Raw genomic sequence first — 25,975 nt, 5'->3', positions numbered from 1 at the left:
GCCGCCGCCGGGCCGCGTAAGCCCGGTATGTGTCGCTTAGGGTGAAGAGCATGGACGCGACCAAGGTGATCATCGATTCCGTCGAGCGGTTCCGGCAGCGGCGTACCGCTCCGCTGGTGCTTGAGCTCGACCTCACCGAGGGCCTCACCGACGGTCCTCCCTCCGATCCGCTCAGCGCGATCATGGCGATGCGCAAGACGAGCCTGACCGACGTGCTCTCCGGCCTGAAGCGGGCCAGGAAGGACGACCGGGTCAAGGCGCTGATCGTCAAGATCGGCACCCAGTCGCCGGGGCTGGCCGTCGTCCAGGAACTCCGTCAGGCGGTGAAGTACTTCCGGGACTCCGGCAAGCTGACCGTCGCCTTCGCCGAGAGCTTCGGCGAGCTCGGCGCGGGCACCGTCCCCTACTACCTGGCCAGCGGCTTCGAGCGGGTCTACCTGCAGCCCTCGGGCGACGTCGGGCTCACCGGCGTGGCGATGGAGCAGCGCTTCCTGCGGGGAGCGCTGGGCAAGCTCGGCGTCGAGTACCAGGTGGGCCAGCGGCACGAGTACAAGACGGCCGCCAACACCTTCACCCAGGACCACATGACCGAGGCCCACCGCGAGTCGATGAGCCGCATCACCGAGTCGGTCACCGAGCAGGTCGTCGCGGGCATCGCCGAGGGACGCGGCATCGACGCGGCCAGGGTGCGCGAGCTCATCGACCAGGGCCCGTTCATCGGCGCCGAGGCACTGGAGGCCGGGCTCGTCGACCGGATGGCCTACCGCGACGAGGTCTACGACGAGGTCAAGAGCGCCGTCGGCGAGGACGCGATCCTGCAGTACGTCGGCCGCTACGCCAAGGCGCTGACCGCCAGGAAGCTCCCCCACCCCGGTGAGCAGACCGTCGCGCTGGTCCACGGCAGCGGCGCGATCCGGCTCGGCCGCAGCGGCCGCAGCCCGCTCGGCGGCGGCGGCGCCATGGGGTCCGACACCATCTGCGCCGCCCTGCGCGCGGCCCGCCGCGACGACAACGTCAAGGCCGTCGTCTTCCGCGTCGACAGCCCCGGCGGCTCGTACACGGCCTCCGACGCCATCTGGCGCGAGGTCGTGCTCACCCGCAAGGCGGGCAAGCCCATCGTGATCTCCATGGGGGACCTGGCCGCCTCCGGTGGCTACATGGTCTCGATGGCGGCCGACGCGATCGTGGCCCAGCCGGGCACGCTCACCGGCTCCATCGGCGTCTTCGGCGGCAAGGCGGTCATCAGCGGGCTGCTGGAGAAGATCGGCGTCTCCTCCGAGACCGTCGGCGAGGGCGCCAACTCCGGCATGCTCTCCTCGACCAAGGGCTTCTCCGAGGCGCAGTGGGCACGGATCAACGCCTGGCTCGACCGGGTCTACGACGACTTCGTGAACAAGGTCGCCGAGGGCCGCGGCCTGTCCCGCGAACGCGCCCACGAGCTGGCCAAGGGCCGGGTCTGGACCGGGGCCGACGCCCTGGAGCGGGGCCTGGTCGACGAGCTCGGCGGCCTGGAGGACGCCCTGTCCCTGGCCCGCAAGAAGGCCGGGCTGCCCGTGGACGCGCCGGTGCGCGCCTACCCGAAGCTGAGCCCGCTGGAGCGGCTGCGTCCCGCGGAGTCCAGCGAGGACAAGGCCGCGGCCCTGGCCCAGGTCCGCCTGGAGGCGTGGGGCCCGATCGCCCACCTGGCCGGCGAGCTGGGCCTGCCGTCGTACGGCCCGCTGATGCTGCCGGGCTGGTGGACGATCCGCTGACCCCCCGGGCCCACTGACCCGCTGACCCCGGGTCACGCACCGGCGACGGCCGCGGTAGGGCCACGGGCGACCCGTGGCCCTACCGCGGCCCCTCCCAGGCGCCGGGCCGTCAGCGGTAGCGGCCCCGGTAGCGGGAGAGCGGCGTGGCCGACGCGTCGACGTAGTCGACCCCGAGCACCTTCGCGATGAAGAGCGTGTGGTCCCCGGCCGGGACGACCGTGACCGTCTCGGCCTCCAGCGCGGCGACGCCCCCGTCCACCACCAGGGCCTCGCTCAGCCTCCCCCGGTGGTGCGGGGTCCCCGCGAGCAGCAGCCGGGCCCCCGGCCGTCCCTCCGTGGAGAACCGGCTGGCGATCGCCTTCTGCCCCGCCGACAGCACGCTGGCGGCCCAGCGGTCCTGCCGCAGCAGCAGCTCGTTGGGATACCCCTCGTTGTCCAGGCTCACCATCACCAGCGGTGGATCCAGCGAGACCGAGGTGAAGGTGGCGACCGTGACCCCCACGTCGTCGCGGTCGTCCTTCACCGTGACGACCGTCACAGCGGTCACCACCTGGGCCATGGCCTCGACGAAGTGGTTCATGCCCCCATCATCCCGGAGCCGATCGGATGCTCATCCCTCGAGCGCCGCCCGGGAACGACCTCGTGGACGTCGCGGTGCCTCTGCTACCGTTTCCGGCATGAAGCGCGCTGCCATGACGACGACGCCGGAGAGTGTCCCGGCGCGCTGACCGATGTTCTGTCCGAAGCCCCGGGGCGAGTGCCCCGGGGCTTCGTCGTGGGATCACTCGCCCGATGTACGCGAGGAGACCACCATGCACGACCACCGCAGGCTCGGCCGCGAGCTGGAGCTGTTCGACACCGACCCGCTGATCGGCGCGGGACTGCCCTACTGGCTGCCCGACGGCGCGGCCGTACGGCACGCCCTGGAGGAGTACGTCCGCACCGCCGAGCGCAGGGCCGGCTACCGGCACGTGTACTCGCCCGTGCTGGGCAAACGGGAGCTGTACGAGATCTCCGGGCACTGGTCGCACTACTCCGACGACATGTTCCCGCCCATGCGGCTGGGGGCCGAGCAGGTCGTCCTGCGGCCGAGCCTGTGCCCGCACCACGCGCTGATCTACCGCTCCCGCTCGCACAGCTACCGTGAGCTGCCGCTGCGCATGGCCGAGCTGGGCGGCATGTACCGCTCGGAGCTCTCGGGCGTGCTCGGCGGGCTGACCCGGGTGCGGGCCATCCAGCTCAACGACGCGCACATCTTCTGCACCCAGGACCAGGTCGCCGACGAGGCGCGCGGGGCCCTGGAGATGATCCGCCGGGCCTACGAGGCGCTCGGGATCACCCGGGCCCGCTACCGGCTCTCCCTGCCCGGCCCAGGGGGGAAGTACGTCGCGGGGCCGGAGATGTGGCGGCGCTCCACCGCCCTGCTGACCGAGGTCCTCGACCGTTCCGGCCTGCCCTACGAGACCGCCGAGGGAGAGGCCGCGTTCTACGGGCCCAAGATCGACGTCCAGGTCGCCGACGGCGCGGGCCGGGAGTCCACCCTGTCCACCGTCCAGGTCGACTTCCACCAGCCCGAACGGTTCGACCTGCACTACATCGGCGCGGACGGCGCGAAGCACCGGCCGGTCATGGTCCACCGCAGCGTCGTCGGCAGCGTGGAACGGGCCGTCGCCCACCTCATCGAGCAGCACGGCGGCGCCTTCCCCGCCTGGCTCGCCCCCGTCCAGCTGGTGATCCTGCCGGTCTCCGAGGCCGAGCTGCCGGACGCCGAGGCGCTCGCCCGGCGATGCGCCGGCCTGGACCTGCGGGCGGAGATCGCCGGTCCGGAACGCGGCAGCCTGGGAGCCCGCGTCCGGGAGGCCAGGCTCGTGCCGTACCAGGCCGTCATCGGCGCGCGCGAGGCCGCCGGCGGCGAGGTCACCCTGCGCCTGCGCGACGGCCGCCGTCTCGGCCCGATGCCCGCCGCCGACGTCCTCGCCCGCATCGGCGCTCTCGTCGGCGCCCACGGCACCGGGCTGTGGGACGACGCCGTCCCGGTGAAGGCGTAGACGGAGCCGACCTCCGAAGGGAGGAGGGAAGGTCCCGTCTCCGTGGAGGCGGGACCGCCCGGGGGGACACCGCTCCCCGGGACAGCGGATCCCCGTGGTCGCACGCCGGGAACGACGGAAGGCGGGTGGAGGTCCACCCGCCTTCCGTTCGAGACCGTCACGCGGAGCGCGTCACCGCTACAGCAGGGCGTTCTGGGTGAGCCAGTCCTTGGCGACCGTGGCCGCGTCGTCCTTGTCCACCGCGACGCGCTTCATCAGCGCGACCAGGCCGGGGGTGTCGAGCTTGGCCGAGACCGCGTCGAGCGTGGTGCGCACCGTGTCGTTCACGCCGGCCTTGTTGACCAGCGGGGCGATGTTCTCGGCGGCGAAGGCGCTCTTGGTGTCCTGGAGGGAGACCAGGTCGTTGACGATGATCTTCGGGTCGGTGGTGAAGACGTTGCCGACCTGGACGGTGCCGTCCTTGATGGCGTCGGCGGTGGCGTCACCGGTCTTCTTCCACTCCTTGAACTCCAGGCCGTAGGTGTCCTTGAAGTTCTTCTCCTGACGGCTCTGGAACTCCGGCGGACCGCCCACCGAGAAGGTCTTGGAGACCTTCACCAGGTCCTCGATCGTGGTCAGGCCGTTCTTGGTGGCGGTCTCCTTGGTGACCGTCAGCGAGTTGTTGTCCTCGGCCGCGGCCGGGGTCAGCACCTCCAGCTCGGCCGGCAGCTTCTCCTTCAGACCGGCCACGACGTCGTCCTTGGACTTGGCCGTGGTGGTCTTGTCGACGAACGCCAGCAGCGAGCCGATGTACTCCGGCAGAACGGTCAGGCCGCCGCTCTTGACCTGGTCGTACAGGACCTCGCGGCTGCCGATGTTGAGCTTCTCCTCGACCTGGACGCCCTTGGCCTCCAGGGCCTGGGAGTAGATCTCGGCCAGCAGGACGTTCTCCGGGAAGTTCGCCGAACCGATGACGACCTTCCCCCCGGCTGCGGGCGCGGAGGCAGATCCGGATCCGGCGGGCGCCGGGGAGGCGCTGGTGAGCGGATCTCCGCCGCCGCATGCGGTAAGTGTGAGCGCCGCGGACAACAGGATCGCCGCGGTGCTGATCAGGCGCTTCATCGTGCTATTCCCTTCCAAAGCGGGGGGTATAGGAGACTATCGGATGGTCTGGCGCTCGCTCACCCCCGGGGAGACCGTTACGCGCTGAACCAGAGTGAACCCGAGCTGGACGAGAAGCGCCAGCAGCGCTACGAGGACCGCCCCGCCGATCGTGCTCGGGAAGTTCTTGGTGGCCAGGCCGTCGATGATGAACCGGCCCAGACCGCCCAGGCCCACGTACGCGGCCACGGTCGCGGTCGCCACCACCTGGATCGCGGCCAGCCGCAGCCCCAGCAGGATGAGCGGCAGCGCGACCGGCACCAGTACCCGTCCGAGCACCTGCCCGCCCTTGAGCCCCATCCCGTACGCGGCGTCGCGCAGCTCGGGGTCGACCCCGCGGATGCCCTCGTAGGTGTTGACCAGGATGGGCGGGACGGCCAGCGCCACCAGCGGGATCAGCACCGGCAGGATCGTCCCGACGCCCATGAGCAGCACGATGAGGACCAGCAGGCCGAGCGTGGGCAGAGCGCGGGCCGCGTTGGCGGCGAAGACCACCAGCACGGCGCCCCTGCCGGTGTGGCCGATCAGCAGTCCCAGCGGGAGCGCGATCAGCGTGGCCAGCAGCAGCGAGAGCCCGGCGAACTCCAGGTGCTCCAGCAGCCGGGCCGGGATCCCGTCGGGCCCCGACCAGGTGGCCGGGTCGCCGAAGAAGTCGAACAGCCAGTTCACGCGGACCTCCTTGCCCGCGACCACGGGGTGAGCAGGCGTTGCGCCAGGATCAGCAGCAGGTCCGCGATCCCGGCGAGCACGACGACCAGCACGATGCCGACGACGATCGGGGTGTAGAACTGCCGCTGCCAGCCGTCGATGAACAGGTAGCCGAGCCCGCCCCTGCCGACCAGCGCGCCGACGCTGACCAGGCTGACGCTGGCGACCGTGGCCACCCGCAGGCCGGCCAGCACGACCGGCACCGCGATCGGCAGCTCCACCTGCAGCAGCCTGCGCAGCGGGGTGAAGCCCATGGCCACCGCGGACTGGCGCACGTGGTCGGGGACCGCCCCCAGGCCGTCCACGACCGCGGGGATCAGCACCGCCATGGCGTAGAAGGTGAGCGGGACCATGACGGTCAGCCGGGTCGCCAGGCCGGTCAGCGGGATGAGCACGATGAAGACCGCCAGCGAGGGCAGCGAGTAGATCACGTTCATCAGGCCGACGGTCGGCTGGTAGAGCCACCGCCAGCGGACCCCGGCCAGCCCGAGCGGGAGCGCGATGAGCAGCCCGACGAGGACCGGCACCAGCGCCATCACGACGTGGTCGGCGAGGAGCTCCTGGATCGTGGGCCAGTTGCGCCCGATCCAGTCCCAGCGGACCAGCGGCTCCTCATCCATCGACGCCTCCCGGACCGGCGGTGCCACCGGTGCCACCGGTGGTCGCACCGGCGCCCCCCGCGCCACTCGTGTCCCCCGCGTCCTTCACGGACGGACCGGCGTCCGTGGCCGTGACATCGGGGCCCTTGGCGGACGCACCGGTCCCCGTGACACCGGAGCCCGTGACACCGGGGCTCTTGGCGGGCGAGCCCGCGCCCGCCGCGACCTCGGTCAGCGCCTCGTTCAACGACCGGCGGGTGGCGACGCCCACCGCCCTGCCCGAGCCGTCCACCGCGACCGCGTTGCCCGAGGGGGACAGCAGCGTCGCGTCCAGCGCGCCGCGCAGCGAGTCCCGTCCGCTGACGTACGTCCCGTACGGCGCGAGCTCCAGGTCGGCGAGGGTGCCGGACGCGGGCAGGTGCCCGGTCGCGACCCAGCCCAGCGGCCGTTCCCTCTCGTCCACCACGGCCAGCCACTCCTCGCCGGAGGCGCGGGCCGAGGCGACGTCGGTGGAGGCCGGGACGAGCAGGTCGGTGCGGAGGCCCACCCCCTCGTCGGAGATGAAGGAGAGCCGCCGGATGCCCCGGTCCCGGCCGAGGAACTCGCGGACGAAGTCGTCGGCGGGCCTGGCCAGCAGGGTCGCGGGGTCGTCGAGCTGGGCCAGCCGCCCGCCGACGCGGAGCACGGCCACCCGGTCGCCGAGCTTCATGGCCTCGTCGATGTCGTGCGTGACGAACACGATGGTCTTGTTCAGCTCCGCCTGGAGCCGGAGCAGTTCGTCCTGAAGGCTGGTCCGCACGATCGGGTCGACCGCGCTGAACGGCTCGTCCATCAGCAGCACGGGCGGGTCGGCGGCGAGCGCGCGGGCCACACCGACGCGCTGCTGCTGCCCGCCGGAGAGCTGGAAGGGATAGCGTCCCGCCATCTTGGGGTCGAGCCCGACCCTCTCCAGCAGCTCCATCGCCCGGGCACGGGCCTTCTTCCTGTCCCAGCCGAGCAGCAGGGGCACCGTCGCCACGTTGTCCACGATCTTGCGGTGCGGGAAGAGCCCTGCCTGCTGGATGACGTAGCCGATACCGCGCCGCAGCGTGGGCGGGTCGATCGTCGTGACGTCCACGCCGTCCAGCAGGAGCTGCCCGCCACTCGGGTCGATCATTCTGTTGATCATCCGGAGGGACGTGGTCTTGCCGCACCCCGAGGGGCCGACGAAGACGGTCATCTCTCCGGTGGGCACCTCAAGGTTCAGATCGTCCACGGCGACGGTCCCGTCGGCGTAGCGCTTGGTGACACCGTTGAATGTGATCATGCGCAACCTCTTTTTTCGACAGGATTGCGGTTCCCCTGTCACAACCGTCCCCATGATCCCGCCCGGGTCAGCCTATGCCCGACTTAACCGGCCTGTCTTCCCTGCTTTGCCGAGCTAGATCGTCATGTGTATTTCTCGGCAAAAGGGCATTCAGTAGTGCGGGAGGTGGCCAGGAGTTGACATGATGACCCACATCGCTGAAGTTGATCCCACCGGCACCGTACGTCGCAGGCGTCACGGACGTCCCCCTCTCTCCCCCCCGCTCGCCGAAACACCAGAGGATCCGGTCCCGTGACCCAACCGCTCCTCGGTCAACGCTCGCGCACCGAACTGATCGCCGAGCTGTACGACCGTCACGCAGCAGGGCTGTTCGCCTACGCCCACGACCAGCTCGGCGACGCGGGCTCGGCCTCCGACGTCCTGGTGGCCGTCCTCTCCAACGTCTCGGACACCGAGCCGCCGCGCGCGGCGCTGTACGCGCTCGCCCGCCGTGAGATCTACCAGCGTGACATCGTCTACTCGCCGCCGGTCACCGGCCTCGACCCGGTCGCGACCCTGGTCCAGCGCGTCCTCGCCGACCTGCGCACCCACCAGCGCGAGGTGCTGTACCTGTCGGGCGTGTGCGAGATGGACGCCGCCGAGCTCTCCTGGGTGCTGGACGTGGCGGCCGACACCGCCGACGAGCTGACCGTGAGCGCCTGCCGCCGCCTGTCGCAGTCGCTGGGCCTCGCCCTGGCCTCGGCCCGGATCCCCGCGCACATGGCCGAGGTGTTCGGCGCCCTCGCCGTCGCGCCGGTCCGCGACGTGCTCAACCTCGCCCCCTGGCCCACCCCGCCGGCGCGGCTGCGCTCCGCCGTGCTGGGGCCCCGGGCCTCGATCGCCCCGGCGATCAGACGGCCGATGGCCCCGCTGGTCAGGCAGCTGTGGCCGACGACGCCGCAGTGGCCCCTGCCCTCGACGGAGAACGGCACCGGGTCCGAGGCGCCGTTCGGCCCGTTCTCCGGCGCGCCGGCCCTCTCCACGCCCGGCCGGACGCCCGAGGCGCCCGAGGACCGTTTCCCCGACCCCTTCGCGCCGCCGGACCGGGACGTCCTCTCCGCGCACGAGGCCAGCACGGAGCCGATGCCCAAGCTGGGCGACTCGGTGCTCACCGCCCTGGACGCCGCGGCCCTGCGTCCCCGCCGCAGGCTCCAGCGTCCCCGTCCGCGCAGGGCGGCCCCGATGCCCGCCCCGATCCCCGGCGACGTGCTGGACGACGCCCCCGGGCGGCAGGACGGGCAGGAGGACCTGTTCCGCCCGCCCACCTCGGAGGCGCGGGCGGCGCGCGCCTACACCGACAGGCTGGTCGCCGCCGCCCCCCGGGACGGGGAACGCCTCCCGGGTGAGCACGTCACCGAGCCCTCCTCCCCGACCCTCGGAGACCGGACGGGCTCCGGGCGGGCAGGCACCCCCGGCGACTCCGGACGGGCACGGCCCCTCGTCCCCTTCGAGCCGGCAGGCGCCTCCGGGGACGTGCTCGACGACCCGTCGGCCGCGCGCCCGCTGCCCGGCTGGCCCCTGCAGACCGACCAGCTCGACGCCCTCGCCGCCGACGAGCGCGAGCGCCACGCGCGGCCGTCGTCCCCGGTGGCCCCGTCGGTCCCGGTGGGCCTGGTGACTCCGGTGCCGCCCGCGCCGACCACTCCGATTCCCCCGGCCGTCCCCGCCGTCCCCGCCGTCCTCGCCGCGCCGGTCCCCCCGGCTCCCCGGCCCTTCCCGGCCCCCGCGGTCGCACCCCCTGTCGTTCCCGCGCCCGACGGCCCCCCTGCCCCCGGCCCGTCCGATCCCGTACGGCCGCACGCCGTCGACTGGTTCGCGGACACCTCCTCCTTCGGAGGTCCGGCCGGTGAGATGCCGACCGCCCTCCCGCTCTGGACGCCCCGGCCGGACCACCTGAGCACCCCGGCGAACCAGGCACGGTTCCGCCTGCCCAGCTGGGTCATGCCTGAGGACCACCTCCCCGAGGACCCGCCCTCCGGGGTCCCGCCCCGGCCCGTCCCGCCGGACCGCACGCCGACGCCGACGCCGACGCCGTACGAGACGCGGCACGACGGATGGGTGACCGCCCCGGTGGACGTGCCAGCGGCGACGCTCCCGGCGAGCCCGGCGCCCTCCGCAGCCCCGGCGCCCCCGCCCGGTCCGGCCCTGCCCCCGGAGTTCCCGTGGACCGGCCGTACCGAGGCGCCGCGACCGGAGCCCGCGGCACGGACGACGACACGGACGGAACAGCCGGCACGGACGGCCCCCTCCGGACGGGCCACGTCCCGCAGGCGCGCGGGACGGGCGTCGCACGCCCGCAGGACCAGGGTGAAGACCTCCCACCACGACTGGGCGTGGGAGGTGGCCGGCTTCGTCATCGCGGTGGCGATCGCGATGATCGTCTTCTTCGCCGTGCCGATGATGACCGCTCCCTGACGTCCTCGGACCCGCTCCGATACCCGGGCCTCCCGGGCTTCCCCCGCGCACACGCGACGCCCACCGCGGTGTTCGTGTTCGGGTGGTTCAGGCCGGGACGGACGCGAGCCAGGCGCTCCAGGTCTGCTCGGCCTCGGCCACCTCGACGTCGGCGAAGACGTGGTGGCCGATCATGATCAGGCCGCCAGCGTCGACGAACCGCAGCAGCGCGTCGTCGGTGCGCACGCCCAGGAAGGCAGGGGCGAGCACCGTGTCGACCACGCCGTCGACGGTCCGGCCCGCGACCGTGAAGTGCACCTTGTCGCCCTCCTCGACCTGCTCGGGCAGGCCCACGGCGCGGGTGAGGCGGGCCCAGACCGTGTCCGGGCCGGACCGCTGCGGGCCGAACGCGGTGACCGGCACGGCGGTGCGGCCGGGGAAGTGCTCCAGGTACTGCGCGAGGGTCCGCAGGTAGAGCGGGTCGCCCTTGCGGAGCGCGTCGTACTCCGCCTCCCAGTCGCCGGTCAGCACGCCGCTGTGCACGAACCGCAGCGCGGTGGTGCCGCCGTCACGGCCCTCGACGAGGTACTCGAACGCCATGAACGCGCCGTCCTCGCCGGGGTCGGAGCGGTAGGCGAAGCGGTGCGGGGGCTCCCAGGCGGTGACCGTGGACCTGCCGGTGAAGCCGGGCATCGACATGGACGCCCTGCCGCCCTCGCGGGGCTCGATCTCGTTCCTGCCCATGAACCACGAGTCGACGCCGGGACCGGTCGCGATCGCCTCCCACACCTGCTCCGGGGTGGCCTTGAGCTCGACGTCGTGGGTGAGGCGGAATTCGTGTGACATCTCAGGACTCCTTGGTGTCGTCGCCGCTCGCGTCGATCGCGAGACGGCGGCCGGGCACGGGTTCGGGTGAACGGCGGTGACGGTGGTGACGACGTGATGGCGTGACGGCGGTGGTGGCGGTGGTGGCCCGGCGGTCCGGTGGCGGCCGGGTGCCGAGGGTGTTCGCCGTGGTGGCGGCTCACCGGAACGGGCGACCGGACCCGGACCGGCCGGGTTCGGTCCCGTCTGCACCGGCCCTGCCGATCACCCCCGCTCCGGCCATGCCACGACGATAGTGACCGAGCATTTAAAAAGTCAATACAAGAAAAATTGTCGGTGAGAGACGAGGGTCGCCGCCCGGTCGCTCCGTACGGCCGGGCACGGCACCCGGGCCTGTGGACCAGGGGTCCGCAGGGGGTTGTGACAACGATCTGTCAAGGCTAGGATCACGGCAACTCTTAGGAAACTTTCTTAAGAGAAAGTTAAGCGGGGCCCTCCACGACCCGCGACACGATCCACCCGATCCGACCTGGAGCTGCGCGAACCCCGGCGACGTGAGCCGTCGTCGCGGGATGGTCCGACCGTCCGGACGCACCACGCCCACCGGTTTCCCCCAACTGGGAGCGATCATGCGACGCACCCCCGCACCGCCCGTCCTGACCGGGCTGGCAAGCCTTTCGTGCGGTCCGTTCGCGCCCCCGGCCACGGGCCGTCCCGACCCGGTGGGACGCCCACCCGGGGCGGGACGGCGCAGCGGTGGGACGAGCGTGGCGCGACGGCTCCCCTACGGACCGGCCCCCCTCGCCGACCCTCCGCGGCCCCCTGCCGCACGAAGGAGTGATCAAGTGTTGAGACAGCGCATCATGGCCACCCTCGCCGCCCTGGCGGTCACGGGCGGACTGTCGGTCGCCCTGCCGATGTCCGCCTCCGCCGGAAGCACCGCCGGGAGCACCGCCGGAAGCGTCGCGGAGAGCTCCGCCCGGAGTGCCGCGGCGGACTGCGTGGCCGCGTGGAACTCCTCGACGGTCTACACGAACGGGATGACCGCCTCCCACAACGGCCGCAACTGGTTCGCGCAGTGGTGGACCCAGAACGAGGCGCCGGGCACCAACTCCGTGTGGGCCGACCGGGGCGCCTGCGGCGGCGGCACCACTCCCCCGCCCACGGGCAACTGCAACCACCCGAACTGGGCGGCGGGCACCTGGTACACCGCGGGGAGCATCGTCAGGTACACCGACGGCAAGTACTACCGGGCCGAGCACGACAACCCGGGCTACGACCCGGTGATCAGCACCTGGTACTGGGAGCCGCACACCTGTGGCGGCACGACGCCCACCGACCCGCCCCCCACCTCGGGGTTCGTGGTGAGCGAGGCCCAGTTCAACCAGATGTTCCCGAACCGGAACCCCTTCTACACCTACAGCGGCCTGACCGCGGCGCTGAGCGCCTACCCGGGCTTCGCCAAGACCGGCAGTGAGACCGTCCGGCGTCAGGAGGCCGCGGCGTTCCTGGCCAACGCCAACCACGAGACCGGCGGCCTGGTCCACGTCGTCGAGCAGAACACCGCGAACTACCCGCACTACTGCGACACGAGCCAGCCGTACGGCTGCCCGGCCGGTCAGGCCGCCTACTACGGGCGCGGCCCGATCCAGCTGAGCTGGAACTTCAACTACAAGGCGGCGGGCGACGCGCTCGGCATCAACCTGCTCGCCAACCCGTACCTGGTGCAGAACGACGCGTCGGTGGCCTGGAAGACCGCCCTGTGGTACTGGAACACCCAGAACGGCCCCGGCACGATGACCCCGCACAACGCGATGGTCAACGGCCACGGCTTCGGCCAGACGATCCGCAGCATCAACGGCAGCCTGGAGTGCGACGGCCGCAACCCCGCGCAGGTGCAGAGCCGGATCAACTCCTACCAGCGCTTCACCCAGATCCTCGGCGTCGCCCCCGGTGGCAACCTGAGCTGCTGAACCACCGCCGTGCGCCCGGCCCCGGGCGCACGGCCCCTCCCCCGCGCGGGCCGCGGGGTTCACTCCGAGGACAGCACCAGCCCGCTGGTCGGCACGCCCGTCCCCGCGGTGACCAGCACGTTCCTCACGGAGGGGACCTGGTTGGCCGAGGTGCCGCGGATCTGCCGGACCGCCTCGGCGATCCCGTTCATGCCGTGGATGTACGCCTCGCCGAGCTGGCCGCCGTGCGGGTTGACCGGCAGGCGCCCGTCGATCTCGATGCCGCCGTCGGCGATGTAGTCGCGCGCCTCACCGCGCCCGCAGAAGCCCAGCTCCTCCAGCTGGGTGAGGACGAACGGGGTGAAGTGGTCGTACAGGATGGCCGTCTGCATGTCGGCCGGTCCGAGCCCGGACTGCTCCCAGAGCCGTCGGGCGACCACCCCCATCTCCGGCAGGCCGGTCATGTCGTCGCGGTAGTAGCTGGTCATCATCATCTGACCGGCGCCCGCGCCCTGGGCCGCCGCGGTGATCAGGGCCGGTGACCTGCGCAGGTCCCTGGCCCGCTCGGCGGAGGTGACCACCAGGGCCACCGCGCCGTCGCTCTCCTGGCAGCAGTCGAGCAGGTGCAGCGGCTCGGCGATCCACTTCGACGCCTGGTGCTCCTGGAGCGTGATCGGCCGCCCGTGGAACCACGCGGCCGGGTTGGTGGCGGCGTGCCTGCGCATGGCGACCGCCACCCGGCCGAAGTCCTCGGAGGTGGCGCCGTAGACGTGCATGTACCGCCGGGCGAACATCGCCACCCAGGCCGCCGGGGTCATCAGCCCGTACGGCACGTGCCAGCTCATCTCCAGGCCCTGGGAGGAGGGCTCGCCGCCGATCCGGGCGTCGGGCCTGCCGAACCGCTGGCCGGAGCGCTCGTTGAACGCCCGGTAGCAGACCACGGTCTCGGCGACCCCGGTGGCCACGGCCATCGCCGCGTGCAGCACGGTACCGCACGCCGCGCCGCCCCCGTAGTGCACGCGGGAGAAGAACGACAGGTCGCCGACGCCCACCTCGCGGGCCACGGCGATCTCCTGGTTGGCGTCCTGGGTGTAGGTGACCATGCCGTCCACGTCCGCGGGCGCCAGGCCCGCGTCGTCGAGCGCCGCGAACACCGCCTCGGCGGCGAGCCGCAGCTCGGACCGGCCTGACTGCTTGGAGAACTCGGTCGCGCCGATCCCGGCGACGGCCGCGCTCCCCGACAAGGAGACCACGGTGATGGGGCCTTTCCGCGTGGATGACGCGTGGATGAGAAGGGGCTCGGAGAAGGCTCGGCCGATGAGAAGGCTCGGGGGTGGGAAGGGCTTGGGGGTGGGAAGGGCTCGGGGGGTGGGCAGGCTCAGGGGGTGGGAAGGGCGAACCTGACGGTTCCCGAGGCGTGGTCGCCGAGGCTGACCCTGCCGCGGACCTCGGCCGTGAACTCGTCCTCCTCGCGGGTGAGCACCGTGCCGGTGAAGACCAGCCGGTCGCCCGCGTACGCCGGGACGCCGAGCTTCACGTTGATGCCGCGGATCAGCGCCTCGGGCCCGGCCCAGTCGGTGACGTAGCGCTCGACCAGGCCCATGGTGGTCAGGATGTTGAGGAAGATGTCCTTCGACCCCTGTGCCCTGGCCCGGTGCACGTCGTGGTGGACGGGGGTGAAGTCCATGGTCGCCAGCGCGGTCGAGACGACCACGGTGGGGCTCAGCTCGATCGCGAGTTCCGGAAGGAGGGTTCCGGCCCGCACCTCGTCGCGGGTGAGTGTCCGCATCACGCCTCCCGGGGGGCCCACATGGGCAGGATCAGCTCGTCGTCCATCCGGCGGTACGTCACCCGCACCGGCATACCGATACCCACCCGCGAAGGGGCGCAGTCCACCACGTTGCCCACGATCCGTACCCCTTCCGGCAGTTCCACCACGGCCACCACGAAAGGCGTCTCGCGTCCCGGGACCGGGGGGTGGTGGTGGACGACGTGGCTGTAGATCTCGCCCTCGCCGCTCGCCGTCACGTACGTGCGGGCGGTCGAGCGGCACGAGGGACAGACCGGGCCCGGCGGGTGGCGGAGCAGCCCGCAGTCGCCGCACCGCTGGATCCGCAGCTCGCCCGCGGCGACGCCCTCCCAGAAGAACGCGGTGTCGTCGTTGACCGCGGGCCTGAGCGGGTACGGCTCGCGCGACGGCGCCCTGCCGGGCGGCGGGTCCGCGGGGCTCGTGACGGGCCGGAACTTGAGCACCCGGAACATCATCTCGGCCACGGCCTCGCCCCCGGCGTACCAGACGACGTTCCAGGTCACGAAGTAGCCCTCGCCGAGCGCGGTCCGCTTCGGGCCGGTGATGCCGGTGAACCGGGTGGCCGGGACGGGCGACTCGCCGAGCCGCAGGTAGCGGTGGTAGGTCTGCTCGCAGTTGGTGGCGACCACGCCGGTGTGGCCCTCGGCGTCCAGCAGCGCCAGTACGGGGTCCACCGGCGTGCCGGCCCGTCCGGCGTCAGGGTCCAGGCCGGGCATGGTCCAGACCTGGATCATCGCCGGGGGCGCCACGATCTCCCCGTGCACCCCGGCGGCCGCCGCCCCGGCGTCGGTGTAGAGCGGGTTGGCGTCGCCCAGCGCGGCGGCCCAGTGGCGGATCATCGGCAGGTTCACCGGGTCGGCCGCCGCGACGCCGGGCACCTCGCCCAGGGCGGCCTGGCGCGCGGCCAGGGCGGTGAGACGCTCGTGCAGGGTGCCGGGGCCGTCCGCCGGATCGGTCCCGGGATCGGTCGCGGGGCCGTTCGGGCCGTTCGGGCCGGTCGAGCCGGTCGCATGACCGGTCGCGGGATCGGCCGGGCCGGTCGGGCCGGTCGTCGCGGTCATCGGGGCGGCCTCGGCAGGCTCAGGCCGAGCATGGCGATGAGTTCGCGCTGCACCTCGTTGACGCCGCCGCCGAAGGTGAGCACCAGCCCGCCCTTGGCGCCCCGGTCGACGCGCTCCATCAGGTCGGCGGTCTCCGCGTCGGAGGGGTCTCCGAAGCGGGCCAGGGTCTCGCCGACGATCCGGCCGACCTCCTGCAGCCGCTCGGAGCCGTAGACCTTGGTGGCGGAGGCGTCGGGGGCGCCCAGCCAGCCCAGGTCCATGTTGGCCGCGACCTGCCAGTTCAGCAGCTCGTTGGTGCGGAAGTAGGCGTAGACGCGGCCGAGGGCACGGCGTACCGCGGGCTCGTCGATCGCGCCGGTGCGGCGTGCCCAGTCCAGGAAGCGGTCGTAGGTGTGGGCGATGTTGCCCGCGGGGCCGAGCGTGATCCGCTCGTGGTTGAGCTGGTTGACGATCAGGTCCCAGCCCCTGTTCTCCTCCCCCACCACCATGTCCACCGGCACGCGGACGTCGGAGTAGTAGGTGGCGTTGGTGTGGTGGCGCCCGTCCATGGTCGTGATGGGCGTCCAGGAGAAGCCGGGGTCGGAGCAGTCGGCGATCATCATGGTGATCCCGCGGTGCTTCTTCGCGCCGGGGTCGGTGCGCACGGCCAGCCAGATGTACTGGGCGTAGTGGGCGCCGGAGGTGAAGATCTTCTGCCCGTTGACGACGTAGTGGTCGCCGTCGCGGACCGCGGTGGTGCGCAGGGACGCCAGGTCGGTGCCGGCCCCGGGCTCGCTGTAGCCGATCGCGAAGTGGCACTCCCCGGCCAGGATGCGCGGCAGGAAGAACTCCTTCTGCGCGGGCGTGCCGTACTGCATGAGGGTCGGCCCGACGGTCTGCACGGTGATGATCGGGTACGGCACCTCGGCGCGAGCGATCTCGTTGGCGAAGATCTGCTGCTCCAGCGGGCCGAGCCCGCCGCCGCCGTACTCCTTCGGCCAGCCCAGCCCGAGCCTGCCGTCGCGGCCCAGGGTGCGGCAGTGCTTCATGTACGCGTGGCCGAACGGGTCGTCGGCGATCCGTCCCCTGTCCTCGTCGGTGAGGCAGGACCGGAAGTACTCGCGCAGCTCGGCGCGGAGCCTCTTCTGCTCGGGGGTGAGGTCGATCAGCATCAGACGAGCGCTCCGATCGTGTCGAGCCGGGCTTCGGCCCCGCCCAGCAGGTGGGCGTGGTGCCTGCCCCAGGCGAAGTAGCGGTGCAGCGGGTAGGTCACGTCCACGCCGATCCCGCCGTGCAGGTGCTGGCAGGTGTACAGGGCGTGCAACGCCTGCTCGGTCGCGGTCAGCGCGCCCACCGCGAGGTCGGCCTCGGCCTCCTCGTCGTCGCCCTGCTCCAGCCGCCACGCCCCGGACCACACGGCCACGTCCAGCGCCCGCGCGGCGATGTAGACGTCGGCGATCTGCACGGTGACCGCCTGGAACTCGGCCAGCGCCCGGTCGAACTGCCGCCGGGTCCTGATGTACTCGGTGGTCAGCGCCAGGGCCCCGGCCAGCACGCCGGAGAAGACGGCGATGTTCCCCGCGATCACCGCCCGCCGCAGGCCGCCGGCGGCCAGGCCGTCCGCGGCGCCGACCATCTCGCCGGGGACGCCCCGCAGGGTGAACGCGGCGGCCGGCTCGCCGGTGGGGACCGGCACGGGGCGCGGTTCCACGTCGCCGGGGTCGACCAGGAACACCCCGGTCCCGGTGTCGGTCCGGGCCGTGAGCAGGATCTTCGAGGCTCCGGCCGCGTGGGGCGCGGTGCCCTTGGCGCCGTCGAGCACCCATCCGGCGCCGTCCGGCCGCGCGACGGTGACGGGCGGGGCTCCGAGGTCGCGGCCGGGCTCGGAGGGGGCGACGGCCAGCGTGATCTCGCCCTCGGCCAGCGGGGCCAGCGCCTCGCGCTGCTCGCGGGACCCGTACGAGGCGATCACCTGGGCGGCGACCAGGCTCGGCTCAGCCGGGACCGGGGCCACACGGGCGCCGATCTCCCGCAGCAGGACCGCCGTCCCCACCGCTCCCAGCCCGGCCCCGCCGGCCTCCTCGGGCAGGCAGGCGCCGAGCAGCCCGGCGCGGGCCAGGGAGCGCCACAGCGCGGCGTCGTAGGGGGCGCCGCTCCCCTCGTGCGCCTCCAGCCGCGCGGCCGTCACCTCCTTGCCGAGCAGGTCGGCCGCAAGGTCGCGCAGGTCGGTCCGGGTCTCGTCAAGGGTGAAGTCCACGCGCGCTCCTGGGATGCCGTCCGCCGTTCCAGCCCTTCCGAAAAGTAGAACAGATTCTATTCCGTGTCCATAGCGGGCCGCCCGCAATAACATGGACATAACCGCCACATCACATATGCCGTGTAAGCACGGGCATCTTTGTGACCGGCGAGTAACCCGCCGGAGTATCCGGAAATCAGATAACGTGTTCTCATGCGTACCCCGCAGGTGACGACCGAGGCACCGGCCGCCGCGCGCCCGACTGGCAGGCACGCTCCGGGCAACGTCGATCCGGCCACGACCGAAGGGGCATCCGGCGTGCAGAGCGAACCGGCGTCCACCGGCGTCCGCACCAGGAGCCAGCACCAGCGGCGCAAGCGCATCGTCCAGGCCGCCGCGGCCCTCGCCTCGCGCGGCGGCGTCGAGGCGATGCAGATGCGGACCGTCGCCGAGCGCGCCGGGGTCGCCCTCGGGACGCTCTACCGCTACTTCCCCTCCAAGATGGATCTCGTCGTCGCCGTCGTGGGCGAGGAGATCGACCTCCTGGAGAGCAGCATCGAGCGCCGCCCGCCCAGCGCCGTCGCGGCCTCGGGGCGCGCCGTCGACATCCTGATGCGCGCCACCCGCGGCCTGATGCGCGAGCCCGAGCTCGCCGACGCGCTCATCCGCTCGCTGATCATGGCCGAGGTCGAGACGCCGTTCGGCGACCGCATGACGGGGCTGCTGCTCCGGGTCGCCGGGGACGACCTCACCGTGGAGACCGCCACCGAGGAGCAGTTCGCGCTCGCCGGCTCGCTCTCCAGCGTCTGGGTGCACGAGCTGCTGGAGATGCTCAGGGGACGGCGCACCTACGAGCAGATCCAGCGGCGCATCGAGATCGCCGCCGACCGGTTGCTCGCCGATTTCCGGCCCGCTCCTTCCGCCTGAAATTAGAACGCGTTACAGTCGCAGTCGAAGGCGACTAGAGCGACGTTCTGGAGCGACGCGCGAGCGGGCGGACCGGCGGGGACGGGTGCCCGGTGGCCGCGAGTTCCGAGCCGGAAGGCGAGGAGATCGTATGGGTGCAGTCATCGTCGAGGCCGTACGGACCCCGATCGGCAGGCGCGGCGGATGGCTCGCCGGGCTCAAGCCGCAGGCGGTCCTCGCCGCGGCCCTGAGCGGCCTCGTCGGCCGCGCGGGCATCGACCCGGCCGCGGTGGAACAGGTCTTCGCCGGATGCGTCACGCAGGCCGGCGAGCAGGGCGGCCACGTCGGCCGGTACGCCTGGCTGTACGCCGGGCTGCCCTACCAGACGGGCGTCACCACCGTCGACGCGCAGTGCGGCTCCTCCCAGCAGGCCGTGCACCTGGTCGCCGCGCTCGTCCAGGCCGGGGTCATCGAGGTCGGCGTGGCCTGCGGCGTCGAGGTGATGAGCCGGGCACCGCTCGGCTCCAACGTGCTCCCCGCCCGGCCCCGTCCCGACGACTGGTCCATCGACCTGCCGGACCAGTTCGCCGCCGCGGAGCGGATCGCGCGCCGGCGCGGGCTGACCCGCGAGCGGCTCGACCGGTTCGGCGCCCGCTCCCAGCAACGGGCCGCGCGGGCGTGGGCCGAGGGCCGCTTCGACCGGGAGGTCGTCGCGGTGAGCGCGCCCGTCCTCGGCGAGGACGGCGAGCCGACCGGCGGGACGCGCCTGGTCGACCGCGACCAGGGGCTGCGCGAGACCACCGCGGAGGGGCTGGCCCGGCTCAGGCCCGTCGTCGAGGACGGCCTGCACACCGCGGGCACCTCCTCGCAGATCTCCGACGGCGCGTCCGCGGTGCTGGTGATGAGCGAGGAGGCCGCCGCCCGGCACGGCCTGCGGCCCCGGGCCCGCGTCCTCGCCCAGACGCTGGTCGGCGCCGAGCCGTACTACCACCTGGACGGGCCGGTGGACGCGACCGCGAAGGTCCTCGCCTCCACCGGGATGAGCATGGCCGACATCGACAGGTTCGAGGTGAACGAGGCCTTCGCCTCCGTGGTCCTATCCTGGGCATCGGTGCACAAGCCGGACATGGAACGGGTCAACGTCAACGGAGGGGCCATCGCACTCGGCCATCCGGTCGGCGCGACCGGTTCACGGCTGATCACCACCGCGCTGCACGAGCTGGAGCGGTCCGACTCCTCGACCGCGCTGGTCTCCATGTGCGCGGGCGGGGCGCTCGCGACCGCGACCGTCCTGGAACGCCTGTGAACGGCGCGCGTGAGCGGCGCCCGTGAACGGCACCGGCAAGGAGCGCCCCCGGAGGGGCGCCGGTAAGGAGCACCACCGTTGAAGTCCCGCCGCAGGCCGTACAGCGAGCAGCGTCCGTTCGACACCGGTGGCGGGGTGTGGAGCGTACCGGTGCCCATCCCGGGCAACCCGCTCGGCTACACCCTGGTCTACGCGATCGAGTCCCCGGCGGGCCCGGTGCTGGTGGACGCGGGCTGGAACGCACCCGAGGCGTGGCTGGCGCTGCGCGACGGGCTCGCCGCGGCCGGCATGGACGTCCGTGACGTGCGCGGGGTGGTCGTCACCCACTTCCACCCCGACCACGCCGGGCTGGCCGGTCAGGTCAGGGAGGAGTCGGGTGCCTGGATCGCCATGCACGAGGCCGACGCCGCGCTGGTCGCGATGATGCGCGAGTTCGGGGAGCGCGGGCACCGCGACTTCCAGGCCGACATGCTGCGCCGGGCCGGGGCGGGCGCCGTGGAGGTGGAGGAGGTCACCGGGAACCGGCCCGGGCCGCCCGCGACGCCCGACCGCGTGCTGACCGACGGCGACCTGATCGACGTGCCGGGACGCAGGCTGCGCACGATCTGGACCCCCGGGCACACCCCCGGCCACGTCTGCCTGCACCTGGAGGACGCCGACCGCCTCTTCACCGGTGACCACGTACTGCCGGCGATCACCCCGCACATCGGCATCTACCCCTACGACCGCTCCGACGTGGACCCGCTCACCGACTTCCTGGAGTCGCTGGAGAAGGTCAGGGGGCTGGGCGACCTCGAAGCCCTCCCCGCCCATGAATGGATATTTCCGGACACGGCGGCGCGGGCGGCCGAGATCGGCGTCCACCACGAGGAGAAGCTCCGACGGCTGGCCGACCTGCTCGCCGAGGCGGAGGAGCCGCTGACCATCTGGGAGATCGCCGGGCGGATGACCTGGAACCGTCCCTGGGAGGACTTTCCCGTCCTGCTGCGCGGGATGGCCGCGGGAGAGGCAGCGGCGCACCTGCGCACCCTGGAGGTCCGCGGCCTCGTCCGGCGGGCGGCGGGGACGGATCCGGTCAGGTTCGCCATACACTCATAGACATCGGATGTCTGGCGAACCCTGAGGACGGTGCAGCGTGGCGGTCACCGATGCCGCTATCGACAGGATCAAACAGATGATCCTGTCCGGCGAGCTCGCCCCCGGCAGCAGGCTGCCCAAGGAGGCCGACCTGGCCGACCGCCTCGGCCTCTCGCGCAACTCGCTGCGCGAGGCCGTCCGCGCGCTGGCCCTGATCAACGTGCTGGACGTGCGCCAGGGCGACGGCACGTACGTGACCAGCCTGGAGCCCAGGCTGCTGCTGGACGCGATGTCGTTCGTGGTCGACTTCCACCAGGACGACACCGTGCTGCAGTTCTTCCAGGTGCGGCGCATCCTGGAACCCGCGGCGACCGCGATGGCGGCGACCTCCATGTCCGACTCCGAGATCGCCGAGCTGCGCAGGCTCCTCGACGAGCTGCCCGCGGACCCGAGCGTCGAGCAGCTGGTCGCCAACGACCTGGAGTTCCACCAGCGCATCGCGGAGGGGTCGGGCAACGCCGTGCTCTGTTCCCTCATCGAGAGCCTCTCGGGCCCCACCACCAGGGCCAGGATCTGGCGGGGCCTGACCCAGGAGAACGCCCTGGAGAAGACCCGCGAGCAGCACGGCGCGATCTGCGACGCCATCGCCGCCCGCCAGCCCGAGGTGGCGCGGGCCTGGGCCACGGTCCACATCGCCGGCGTCGAGGAGTGGCTCCGCAGCACCCTCGCCTGACCGTCCCCTGGGGACGAAAGGGGGCCGGACGTCACCCTCCGGGAGGGGACGTCATCGAACGCGCGAGGCGGAGCACGCCCGCGCGTATCCGCTTCTCGCCCAGCTCCGGCAGGAGCGCGGACACGTGCTCGGCCGAGAGCGCGGCCAGCAGGGCGTGCGCGGCGTGCTCAGGGTCGGGCGTGCCGCCGAGCAGGATCGCCACGTGGCGGTGCCAGAACCGGTAGGCCCCGATCCGGTACCGGGCACCGGGGGCCGCGGTCTCCGACATCCGGACCAGGTCCAGGTGCTCCAGCAGGTAGTCCAGGTAGGCGCCGGCGAACGCGGCGAGCCGCTCACCGGCCGCCGCCCCGAGGCCGAGCGGCGGCGGCCCGTGCAGGATCGCCTCCTGCAGCACGCGCTCCCTGGCGTCCAGCAGGGCGGCGGCCAGGCCGGACTTGTCGCCGAACCGGCGGAACAGGGTGCCCTTGCCGACGCCCGCGGCCGCGGCCACCTGGTCCATGGACACCGCCTCCACGCCCTGTTCGGCGAACAGCCGGGCCGCGGCCTCCAGTACCGCGGCGCGGTTGCGTGCCGCGTCCGCCCGTTCCCTCCGGGGCGGGGTGCGCAGCAGTTCCAGCGGTGTTGCGGAAACGGACTGCGGTCCGCTACTGTCATGAGCCACAACCGGACTATAGTCCACTTCTATGGAGGCAGCGACATGACCGCACTCATCACCCGGGACGAGCTGAAGGCCGCGATCGACGAGGGCCGCGTGACCGTCGTCGACGCGCTGGGCGGGCAGTACCACGCGCAGCAGCACCTGCCCGGGGCCGTTCCCCTGGTCCGGGCCGACGTCGACAGGCTGGCCCCCTCCCTGCTCCCCGACCTCGACGCCGCGATCGTCACCTACTGCTCCAACCCGGCGTGCCCCAACAGCGGGCAGGTCGCCGACAGGCTCACCGCCCTCGGCTACACCGACGTCCGCACGTACCGCGAGGGCATCGAGGACTGGGCCGAGGCCGGCCTGCCCCTCGAATCCGCCTGAACCCGCCCCGGGGCGGGGGCGGCACGGGAGATCCCCACATGGCGTGCCGCGCGGGCACGGCCCCGCCCGCGCGGCACGCCGGCCGCCCCCTTCCCGCGTTCTCCGAATTCGAGCCACAGGCATGACGGACATTTGCCCGTACGGAGCCGCTTGCCCCCCCTGAGCTGCCTAAACTCGCTCGGGGAATGGAACGATCATGAGGGGAACGATATGCGTAGAGTGTATTTTTCCGTGGGTTTGAGCATTTTCGCCATGAGCCTGGGGGCCCTCATCGTCGATACCGGCTCGGAGCACGCTCCGCTGAACCCGGTCAGCGGCAACAACGGCTTCACCGTCGTCGTGGAGGGCGACGCCCGCCTGAGCAGCAACGAGAACGAGGGCACCCTGGCGGTGGGCGGGGACCTCATCCTGACCGGCGACTACCGGGTCGCCAGCCAGAATCCGGGCACCTTCGTCGTCGCCGGCGACGCCCGGCCCACGGCACTGGTGGTGGGCGGCCGGGTCGACTTCGCCCAGAGCAGCCCCACCGGACGGCTCTCGGTGCTCTCCGGCGGCTACGTCAAGATCGGTGACCTCACCGACTCGTTCGTCCTGAACGTCGACAACAACGGCGCGCTGGTCAACACCCGGATCAACGCCACGGGCGACTACGAATCACCGGCGCGGGTGGAGCTGACCGTACGCCAGCCCGTCGGCTCCGTGGGGCCCGCCTCGGTGATCGACTTCGCCGCGCTCTTCGCCACCTACCGCCAGCGGGCCGCGGACCTCGCCCTGTGCGTCAACACCGTGATCCTGCGGGACGGCAACGGGGTGCCGCTGCCCGGCAACGTCGTCCCGCCCGGTTCCAACGTCCGCATCAACCTGACCGACGGCGTCACCAACGTCCTGCAGATCGACGCCGAGAACCTGAACAACATCGCCAACCTGATCTTCGACGACCAGCCCACGGCCACCGCCCCGCTCCTGGTCGTCGTGGACACCACCGCCGTGGGCGGTGACTTCACCTGGATTCCCCCGAACTTCGCCGGCGTCTCCGGGCGTGAGGGGCGGTACATCCTGTTCGACTTCCCGGACGCCACCACCATCAGGCTTCCCGCGGGGCAGGGGGGCACCATCGAGGGGACGATCTTCGCCCCGGACGCCGAGCTGATCGACGAGAACTCCTCCAACCTCGAGGGCAACGTCATCGTCCGCGAGCTGACCTCGGGAACGGCCACCGCCAACGGCGGGGAGATCCACGACTTCCCGTTCAGCACGGAACTCGACTGCGCGGCCCTGCCTCCGACGCCCACCCCCACCCCCACCCCCACCCCGACCCCGACCCCGACCATCACGCCGACACCCACCCCCACGCCGACCATCACACCCACTCCCACTCCCACGCCGACCACCACCCCCACCCCGACCGTCACCGTGACCGTGACCGTCACCCCGGCCCCCACGCCGATCGCGTGTCCGAGTTCGGGAACGCAGACGTCCACGCATCAGTCGAGCTCGGCGGTGCTGAAGTGCGTCTCCAGGTGCGAGGCCGGAAGAGGCCGGTGCCGGGACGCGCACCGCTGCCACGCCAGGCGAGGGTGCTCCGGCCCGGTCTGGCGGGAGGAGAAGACGCTGATCCCGCGGCATCCGTGACCGGGGCCGGTCACCGTCCCCGCCACGGCGGACCTCCCGGCCCGGGGACGCTCAGGACGCCGGGGGCTGCGGTTCGGCCCTGGCCGCGGTGAGCACCTGGCCCGCGGACGGGTTCACCATCGCCCTCCCGGCCACGGTCACGGTCGGCACGGTCTCGTTCCCGTCCGCGACCGAGCGGACGAACGCCGCCGCGTCGGGGTCCTTCCAGATGTCGACCTCGCTGTAGCGCAGGCCCGTGAGGCGCAGGCGGGTGCGCAGCCTCATGCAGTACGGGCAACCGGGCCGCCAGTAGACGACCACGCCCTCCCGGTCCGCCTCCCGGTGCGATGTCGCCCGGTCGCGCCGGGGCAGGTTCGTGACGACGAGCACCAGGCCCGCGATGACGAGCAAAACGACCGAGACCGTGGAGGACATGGGAGGAGTATGGCAAACCCCTCCTCCTTCGGCCCAGGACGGGCCTTCACGCCGGCCGGGTGAGCCCACCGGGACGATCCCGGCCGGACGCGTTCAGGAGATCAGGCCCTCGGCGGTGAGGTCGGCCCACAGGTCCTCGGGCACCGGGCGGGCGGTCAGGGCGGCGTTGCGGGCGACCTCGTCGGCGGAGCGGGCCCCGACCACGACGGAGGCGACCGCCGGGTGGCGCAGCGGGAAGGCCAGGGCGGCCTGCGGCAGGGTGACGCCGTGGCGTTCGCAGACCGAGGCGATGCGGCGGGCCCGCTCCAGCAGCGGGCCCGGGGCCGGGGCGTAGTCGTAGGTGCCCGACGGGTCGTGGGTGGCCAGCAGGCCGCTGTTGAACACCCCCGCGGCCAGCACCGACACACCGCGCTCCCGGCAGAGCGGCAGCAGCTCCTCCTGCCCGGACTGGTCCAGCAGGGTGTAGCGCCCGGCGAGCATGACCAGGTCGACGCCGGTCTCGCGGACGAAACGGGTGAGCATCGCCGTCTGGTTCATCCCGACCCCCACGGCCTTGACGACGCCCGCGTCGCGCAGCTCCGCCAGCGCGGGGTACGCCTCGGAGACGGCCTGCTCCCAATGGTCGTCCGGGTCGTGGATCAGGACGAGGTCGGCCGCGTCGAGACCGAGCCGCTCCAGGCTCTCCTCCAGCGACCGCCGCACCCCGTCGCGGGAGAAGTCCCAGACCCGGCGCGAGGAGGCCGGGACGTCGAAGCCCTCCTCGTCCCGGCCGAAGGGGCCGTCGCCGTCCGCGGGGACGATCAGGCGGCCGACCTTGGTCGACAGGACGTAGGAGTCGCGGGGACGGCCGGCGAGGGCGGCGCCGAGCCGCCGTTCCGACAGGCCGAGCCCGTAGTGGGGCGCGGTGTCGAACAGGCGGATCCCCGCCTCGTAGGCCGCGTCCACCGCCGCCCGCGCCTCGTCCTCGCCGACGGGGGAGAACAGGTTCCCGATCGGGGCCGCGCCGAAGCCGTACCTGCTGACCTGCACCGGCCA

The 25,975-nt window shown here is 72.6% G+C and carries 23 protein-coding genes and 1 pseudogene; 10 read left to right on the top strand and 14 right to left on the bottom strand.

Going from position 1 to position 25,975, the window contains the following annotated elements; all coding sequences use genetic code 11:
- The first annotated feature begins 50 nt into the window (after positions 1–50).
- Positions 51–1,751 (top strand): signal peptide peptidase SppA, encoded by a 1,701-nt coding sequence (sppA, locus tag ABD832_RS13685; protein ID WP_344893882.1) that lies wholly within the window; start codon positions 51–53, stop codon positions 1,749–1,751.
- Positions 1,752–1,860: 109 nt separating this feature from the next.
- Here the strand turns inward: sppA and ABD832_RS13680 are convergent, their stop codons facing one another.
- Positions 1,861–2,331 (bottom strand): flavin reductase family protein, encoded by a 471-nt coding sequence (locus ABD832_RS13680; protein WP_344893879.1) that lies wholly within the window; start codon positions 2,329–2,331, stop codon positions 1,861–1,863.
- Between the two features lie 151 nt (positions 2,332–2,482).
- Here ABD832_RS13680 and thrS point away from each other — a divergent pair, with 151 nt between their 5' ends.
- Positions 2,483–3,799, top strand: a complete 1,317-nt coding sequence (gene thrS / locus ABD832_RS13675) for a threonine--tRNA ligase (protein WP_344893876.1) — start codon at positions 2,483–2,485, stop codon at positions 3,797–3,799.
- Positions 3,800–3,976: 177 nt separating this feature from the next.
- Here thrS and ABD832_RS13670 read toward each other — a convergent pair whose 3' ends face one another.
- From ABD832_RS13670 to ABD832_RS13655, 4 genes and pseudogenes are all read right to left on the bottom strand, one after another.
- Positions 3,977–4,900 carry an ABC transporter substrate-binding protein gene (locus tag ABD832_RS13670; protein WP_344893873.1) on the bottom strand — a complete coding sequence of 308 codons (924 nt, stop codon included), beginning with the start codon at positions 4,898–4,900 and terminating at the stop codon, positions 3,977–3,979.
- 36 nt (positions 4,901–4,936) lie between these two features.
- Positions 4,937–5,608, bottom strand: coding sequence for an ABC transporter permease (locus ABD832_RS13665; RefSeq protein ID WP_344893870.1), 672 nt, complete (start codon positions 5,606–5,608; stop codon positions 4,937–4,939).
- Positions 5,605–6,267 carry an ABC transporter permease gene (locus ABD832_RS13660; RefSeq protein WP_344893867.1) on the bottom strand — a complete coding sequence of 221 codons (663 nt, stop codon included), beginning with the start codon at positions 6,265–6,267 and terminating at the stop codon, positions 5,605–5,607. The genes ABD832_RS13665 and ABD832_RS13660 overlap by 4 nt, the downstream gene beginning before the upstream one ends.
- Positions 6,268–6,466: 199 nt before the next feature.
- Positions 6,467–7,552: pseudogene (locus tag ABD832_RS13655) on the bottom strand (ABC transporter ATP-binding protein); the annotation flags it as partial.
- A 291-nt stretch (positions 7,553–7,843) separates the two neighbouring features.
- Between ABD832_RS13655 and ABD832_RS13650 the strand changes: the two are divergent.
- Entirely contained in the window at positions 7,844–10,006 is a 2,163-nt protein-coding gene (locus tag ABD832_RS13650) for a hypothetical protein (RefSeq protein WP_344893864.1), read from the top strand.
- Positions 10,007–10,093: 87 nt separating this feature from the next.
- Here ABD832_RS13650 and ABD832_RS13645 read toward each other — a convergent pair whose 3' ends face one another.
- Positions 10,094–10,831: an SRPBCC family protein gene (locus tag ABD832_RS13645; RefSeq protein ID WP_344893861.1), complete on the bottom strand. Its 738-nt coding sequence runs from the start codon at positions 10,829–10,831 to the stop codon at positions 10,094–10,096.
- Between the two features lie 824 nt (positions 10,832–11,655).
- On the opposite strand from ABD832_RS13645, the gene ABD832_RS13640 reads away from it, so the two are divergent.
- Positions 11,656–12,783, top strand: a complete 1,128-nt coding sequence (locus ABD832_RS13640; protein WP_344893858.1) for a glycoside hydrolase family 19 protein — start codon at positions 11,656–11,658, stop codon at positions 12,781–12,783.
- 59 nt (positions 12,784–12,842) lie between these two features.
- On the opposite strand, the gene ABD832_RS13635 is transcribed toward ABD832_RS13640, so the two are convergent.
- The 5 genes from ABD832_RS13635 to ABD832_RS13615 all read right to left on the bottom strand — a co-directional run bounded on the left by ABD832_RS13635 (position 12,843) and on the right by ABD832_RS13615 (position 17,869).
- Positions 12,843–14,015 (bottom strand): lipid-transfer protein, encoded by a 1,173-nt coding sequence (locus tag ABD832_RS13635; RefSeq protein WP_344893855.1) that lies wholly within the window; start codon positions 14,013–14,015, stop codon positions 12,843–12,845.
- Positions 14,016–14,140: 125 nt separating this feature from the next.
- Positions 14,141–14,551, bottom strand: a complete 411-nt coding sequence (locus tag ABD832_RS13630) for a MaoC/PaaZ C-terminal domain-containing protein (protein ID WP_344893852.1) — start codon at positions 14,549–14,551, stop codon at positions 14,141–14,143.
- Positions 14,551–15,633, bottom strand: coding sequence for a bifunctional MaoC family dehydratase N-terminal/OB-fold nucleic acid binding domain-containing protein (locus tag ABD832_RS13625; RefSeq protein ID WP_344893849.1), 1,083 nt, complete (start codon positions 15,631–15,633; stop codon positions 14,551–14,553). Before ABD832_RS13625 ends, ABD832_RS13630 begins: the two co-directional genes overlap by 1 nt.
- Positions 15,630–16,784: an acyl-CoA dehydrogenase family protein gene (locus ABD832_RS13620; RefSeq protein WP_344893846.1), complete on the bottom strand. Its 1,155-nt coding sequence runs from the start codon at positions 16,782–16,784 to the stop codon at positions 15,630–15,632. Before ABD832_RS13620 ends, ABD832_RS13625 begins: the two co-directional genes overlap by 4 nt.
- On the bottom strand, positions 16,784–17,869 hold the full coding sequence (locus tag ABD832_RS13615) for an acyl-CoA dehydrogenase family protein (protein ID WP_344893843.1): 1,086 nt from the start codon (positions 17,867–17,869) through the stop codon (positions 16,784–16,786). The genes ABD832_RS13620 and ABD832_RS13615 overlap by 1 nt, the downstream gene beginning before the upstream one ends.
- A 192-nt stretch (positions 17,870–18,061) precedes the next feature.
- Between ABD832_RS13615 and ABD832_RS13610 the strand changes: the two genes are divergently transcribed.
- From ABD832_RS13610 to ABD832_RS13595, 4 genes are all read left to right on the top strand, one after another.
- A complete protein-coding gene (locus ABD832_RS13610; protein WP_344893840.1) occupies positions 18,062–18,775 on the top strand; it encodes a TetR family transcriptional regulator in 714 nt (237 codons plus the stop codon).
- A 130-nt stretch (positions 18,776–18,905) separates the two neighbouring features.
- On the top strand, positions 18,906–20,060 hold the full coding sequence (locus tag ABD832_RS13605) for a steroid 3-ketoacyl-CoA thiolase (protein ID WP_344893837.1): 1,155 nt from the start codon (positions 18,906–18,908) through the stop codon (positions 20,058–20,060).
- A 78-nt stretch (positions 20,061–20,138) separates the two neighbouring features.
- A complete protein-coding gene (locus tag ABD832_RS13600; protein ID WP_344893834.1) occupies positions 20,139–21,158 on the top strand; it encodes an MBL fold metallo-hydrolase in 1,020 nt (339 codons plus the stop codon).
- A 37-nt stretch (positions 21,159–21,195) separates the two neighbouring features.
- Positions 21,196–21,870 carry a FadR/GntR family transcriptional regulator gene (locus ABD832_RS13595; protein ID WP_344893830.1) on the top strand — a complete coding sequence of 225 codons (675 nt, stop codon included), beginning with the start codon at positions 21,196–21,198 and terminating at the stop codon, positions 21,868–21,870.
- Between the two features lie 31 nt (positions 21,871–21,901).
- On the opposite strand, the gene ABD832_RS13590 is transcribed toward ABD832_RS13595, so the two are convergent.
- Positions 21,902–22,531, bottom strand: a complete 630-nt coding sequence (locus tag ABD832_RS13590) for a TetR/AcrR family transcriptional regulator (RefSeq protein WP_344893827.1) — start codon at positions 22,529–22,531, stop codon at positions 21,902–21,904.
- A 36-nt stretch (positions 22,532–22,567) separates the two neighbouring features.
- Here ABD832_RS13590 and ABD832_RS13585 point away from each other — a divergent pair, with 36 nt between their 5' ends.
- Together ABD832_RS13585 and ABD832_RS13580 are read left to right on the top strand one after the other, a co-directional pair.
- Positions 22,568–22,894 (top strand): rhodanese-like domain-containing protein, encoded by a 327-nt coding sequence (locus ABD832_RS13585; RefSeq protein WP_344893824.1) that lies wholly within the window; start codon positions 22,568–22,570, stop codon positions 22,892–22,894.
- A 252-nt stretch (positions 22,895–23,146) separates the two neighbouring features.
- A complete protein-coding gene (locus ABD832_RS13580; protein WP_344893821.1) occupies positions 23,147–24,526 on the top strand; it encodes a collagen-binding domain-containing protein in 1,380 nt (459 codons plus the stop codon).
- A 51-nt stretch (positions 24,527–24,577) separates the two neighbouring features.
- Here the strand turns inward: ABD832_RS13580 and ABD832_RS13575 are convergent, their stop codons facing one another.
- On the bottom strand, positions 24,578–24,940 hold the full coding sequence (locus ABD832_RS13575; RefSeq protein WP_344893818.1) for a mycoredoxin: 363 nt from the start codon (positions 24,938–24,940) through the stop codon (positions 24,578–24,580).
- 93 nt (positions 24,941–25,033) lie between these two features.
- A complete protein-coding gene (locus tag ABD832_RS13570) occupies positions 25,034–25,969 on the bottom strand; it encodes an aldo/keto reductase (protein WP_344893815.1) in 936 nt (311 codons plus the stop codon).
- Positions 25,970–25,975 lie beyond the last annotated feature (6 nt).

This window comes from Streptosporangium longisporum, from assembly GCF_039534895.1.
Classification (GTDB): Bacteria; Actinomycetota; Actinomycetes; order Streptosporangiales; family Streptosporangiaceae; genus Streptosporangium; species Streptosporangium longisporum.
Note: the sequence above shows the minus strand (reverse complement) of the source record. Positions and strands in the feature narration are given on the sequence as shown.

What these genes read in the sequence shown, in the direction of transcription:
- sppA (WP_344893882.1), top strand. Translation starts at nt 51, where the DNA reads ATGGACGCGACCAAGGTGATCATCGATTCCGTCGAGCGGTTCCGGCAG.
- ABD832_RS13645 (WP_344893861.1), bottom strand. Translation starts at nt 10,831, where the DNA reads ATGTCACACGAATTCCGCCTCACCCACGACGTCGAGCTCAAGGCCACC.
- ABD832_RS13625 (WP_344893849.1), bottom strand. Translation starts at nt 15,633, where the DNA reads ATGACCGCGACGACCGGCCCGACCGGCCCGGCCGATCCCGCGACCGGT.
- ABD832_RS13620 (WP_344893846.1), bottom strand. Translation starts at nt 16,784, where the DNA reads ATGCTGATCGACCTCACCCCCGAGCAGAAGAGGCTCCGCGCCGAGCTG.
- thrS (WP_344893876.1), top strand. Translation starts at nt 2,483, where the DNA reads ATGTTCTGTCCGAAGCCCCGGGGCGAGTGCCCCGGGGCTTCGTCGTGG.
- ABD832_RS13630 (WP_344893852.1), bottom strand. Translation starts at nt 14,551, where the DNA reads ATGCGGACACTCACCCGCGACGAGGTGCGGGCCGGAACCCTCCTTCCG.
- ABD832_RS13680 (WP_344893879.1), bottom strand. Translation starts at nt 2,331, where the DNA reads ATGAACCACTTCGTCGAGGCCATGGCCCAGGTGGTGACCGCTGTGACG.
- ABD832_RS13660 (WP_344893867.1), bottom strand. Translation starts at nt 6,267, where the DNA reads ATGGATGAGGAGCCGCTGGTCCGCTGGGACTGGATCGGGCGCAACTGG.
- ABD832_RS13575 (WP_344893818.1), bottom strand. Translation starts at nt 24,940, where the DNA reads ATGTCCTCCACGGTCTCGGTCGTTTTGCTCGTCATCGCGGGCCTGGTG.
- ABD832_RS13585 (WP_344893824.1), top strand. Translation starts at nt 22,568, where the DNA reads ATGACCGCACTCATCACCCGGGACGAGCTGAAGGCCGCGATCGACGAG.
- ABD832_RS13580 (WP_344893821.1), top strand. Translation starts at nt 23,147, where the DNA reads ATGAGCCTGGGGGCCCTCATCGTCGATACCGGCTCGGAGCACGCTCCG.
- ABD832_RS13670 (WP_344893873.1), bottom strand. Translation starts at nt 4,900, where the DNA reads ATGAAGCGCCTGATCAGCACCGCGGCGATCCTGTTGTCCGCGGCGCTC.
- ABD832_RS13605 (WP_344893837.1), top strand. Translation starts at nt 18,906, where the DNA reads ATGGGTGCAGTCATCGTCGAGGCCGTACGGACCCCGATCGGCAGGCGC.
- ABD832_RS13610 (WP_344893840.1), top strand. Translation starts at nt 18,062, where the DNA reads ATGCGTACCCCGCAGGTGACGACCGAGGCACCGGCCGCCGCGCGCCCG.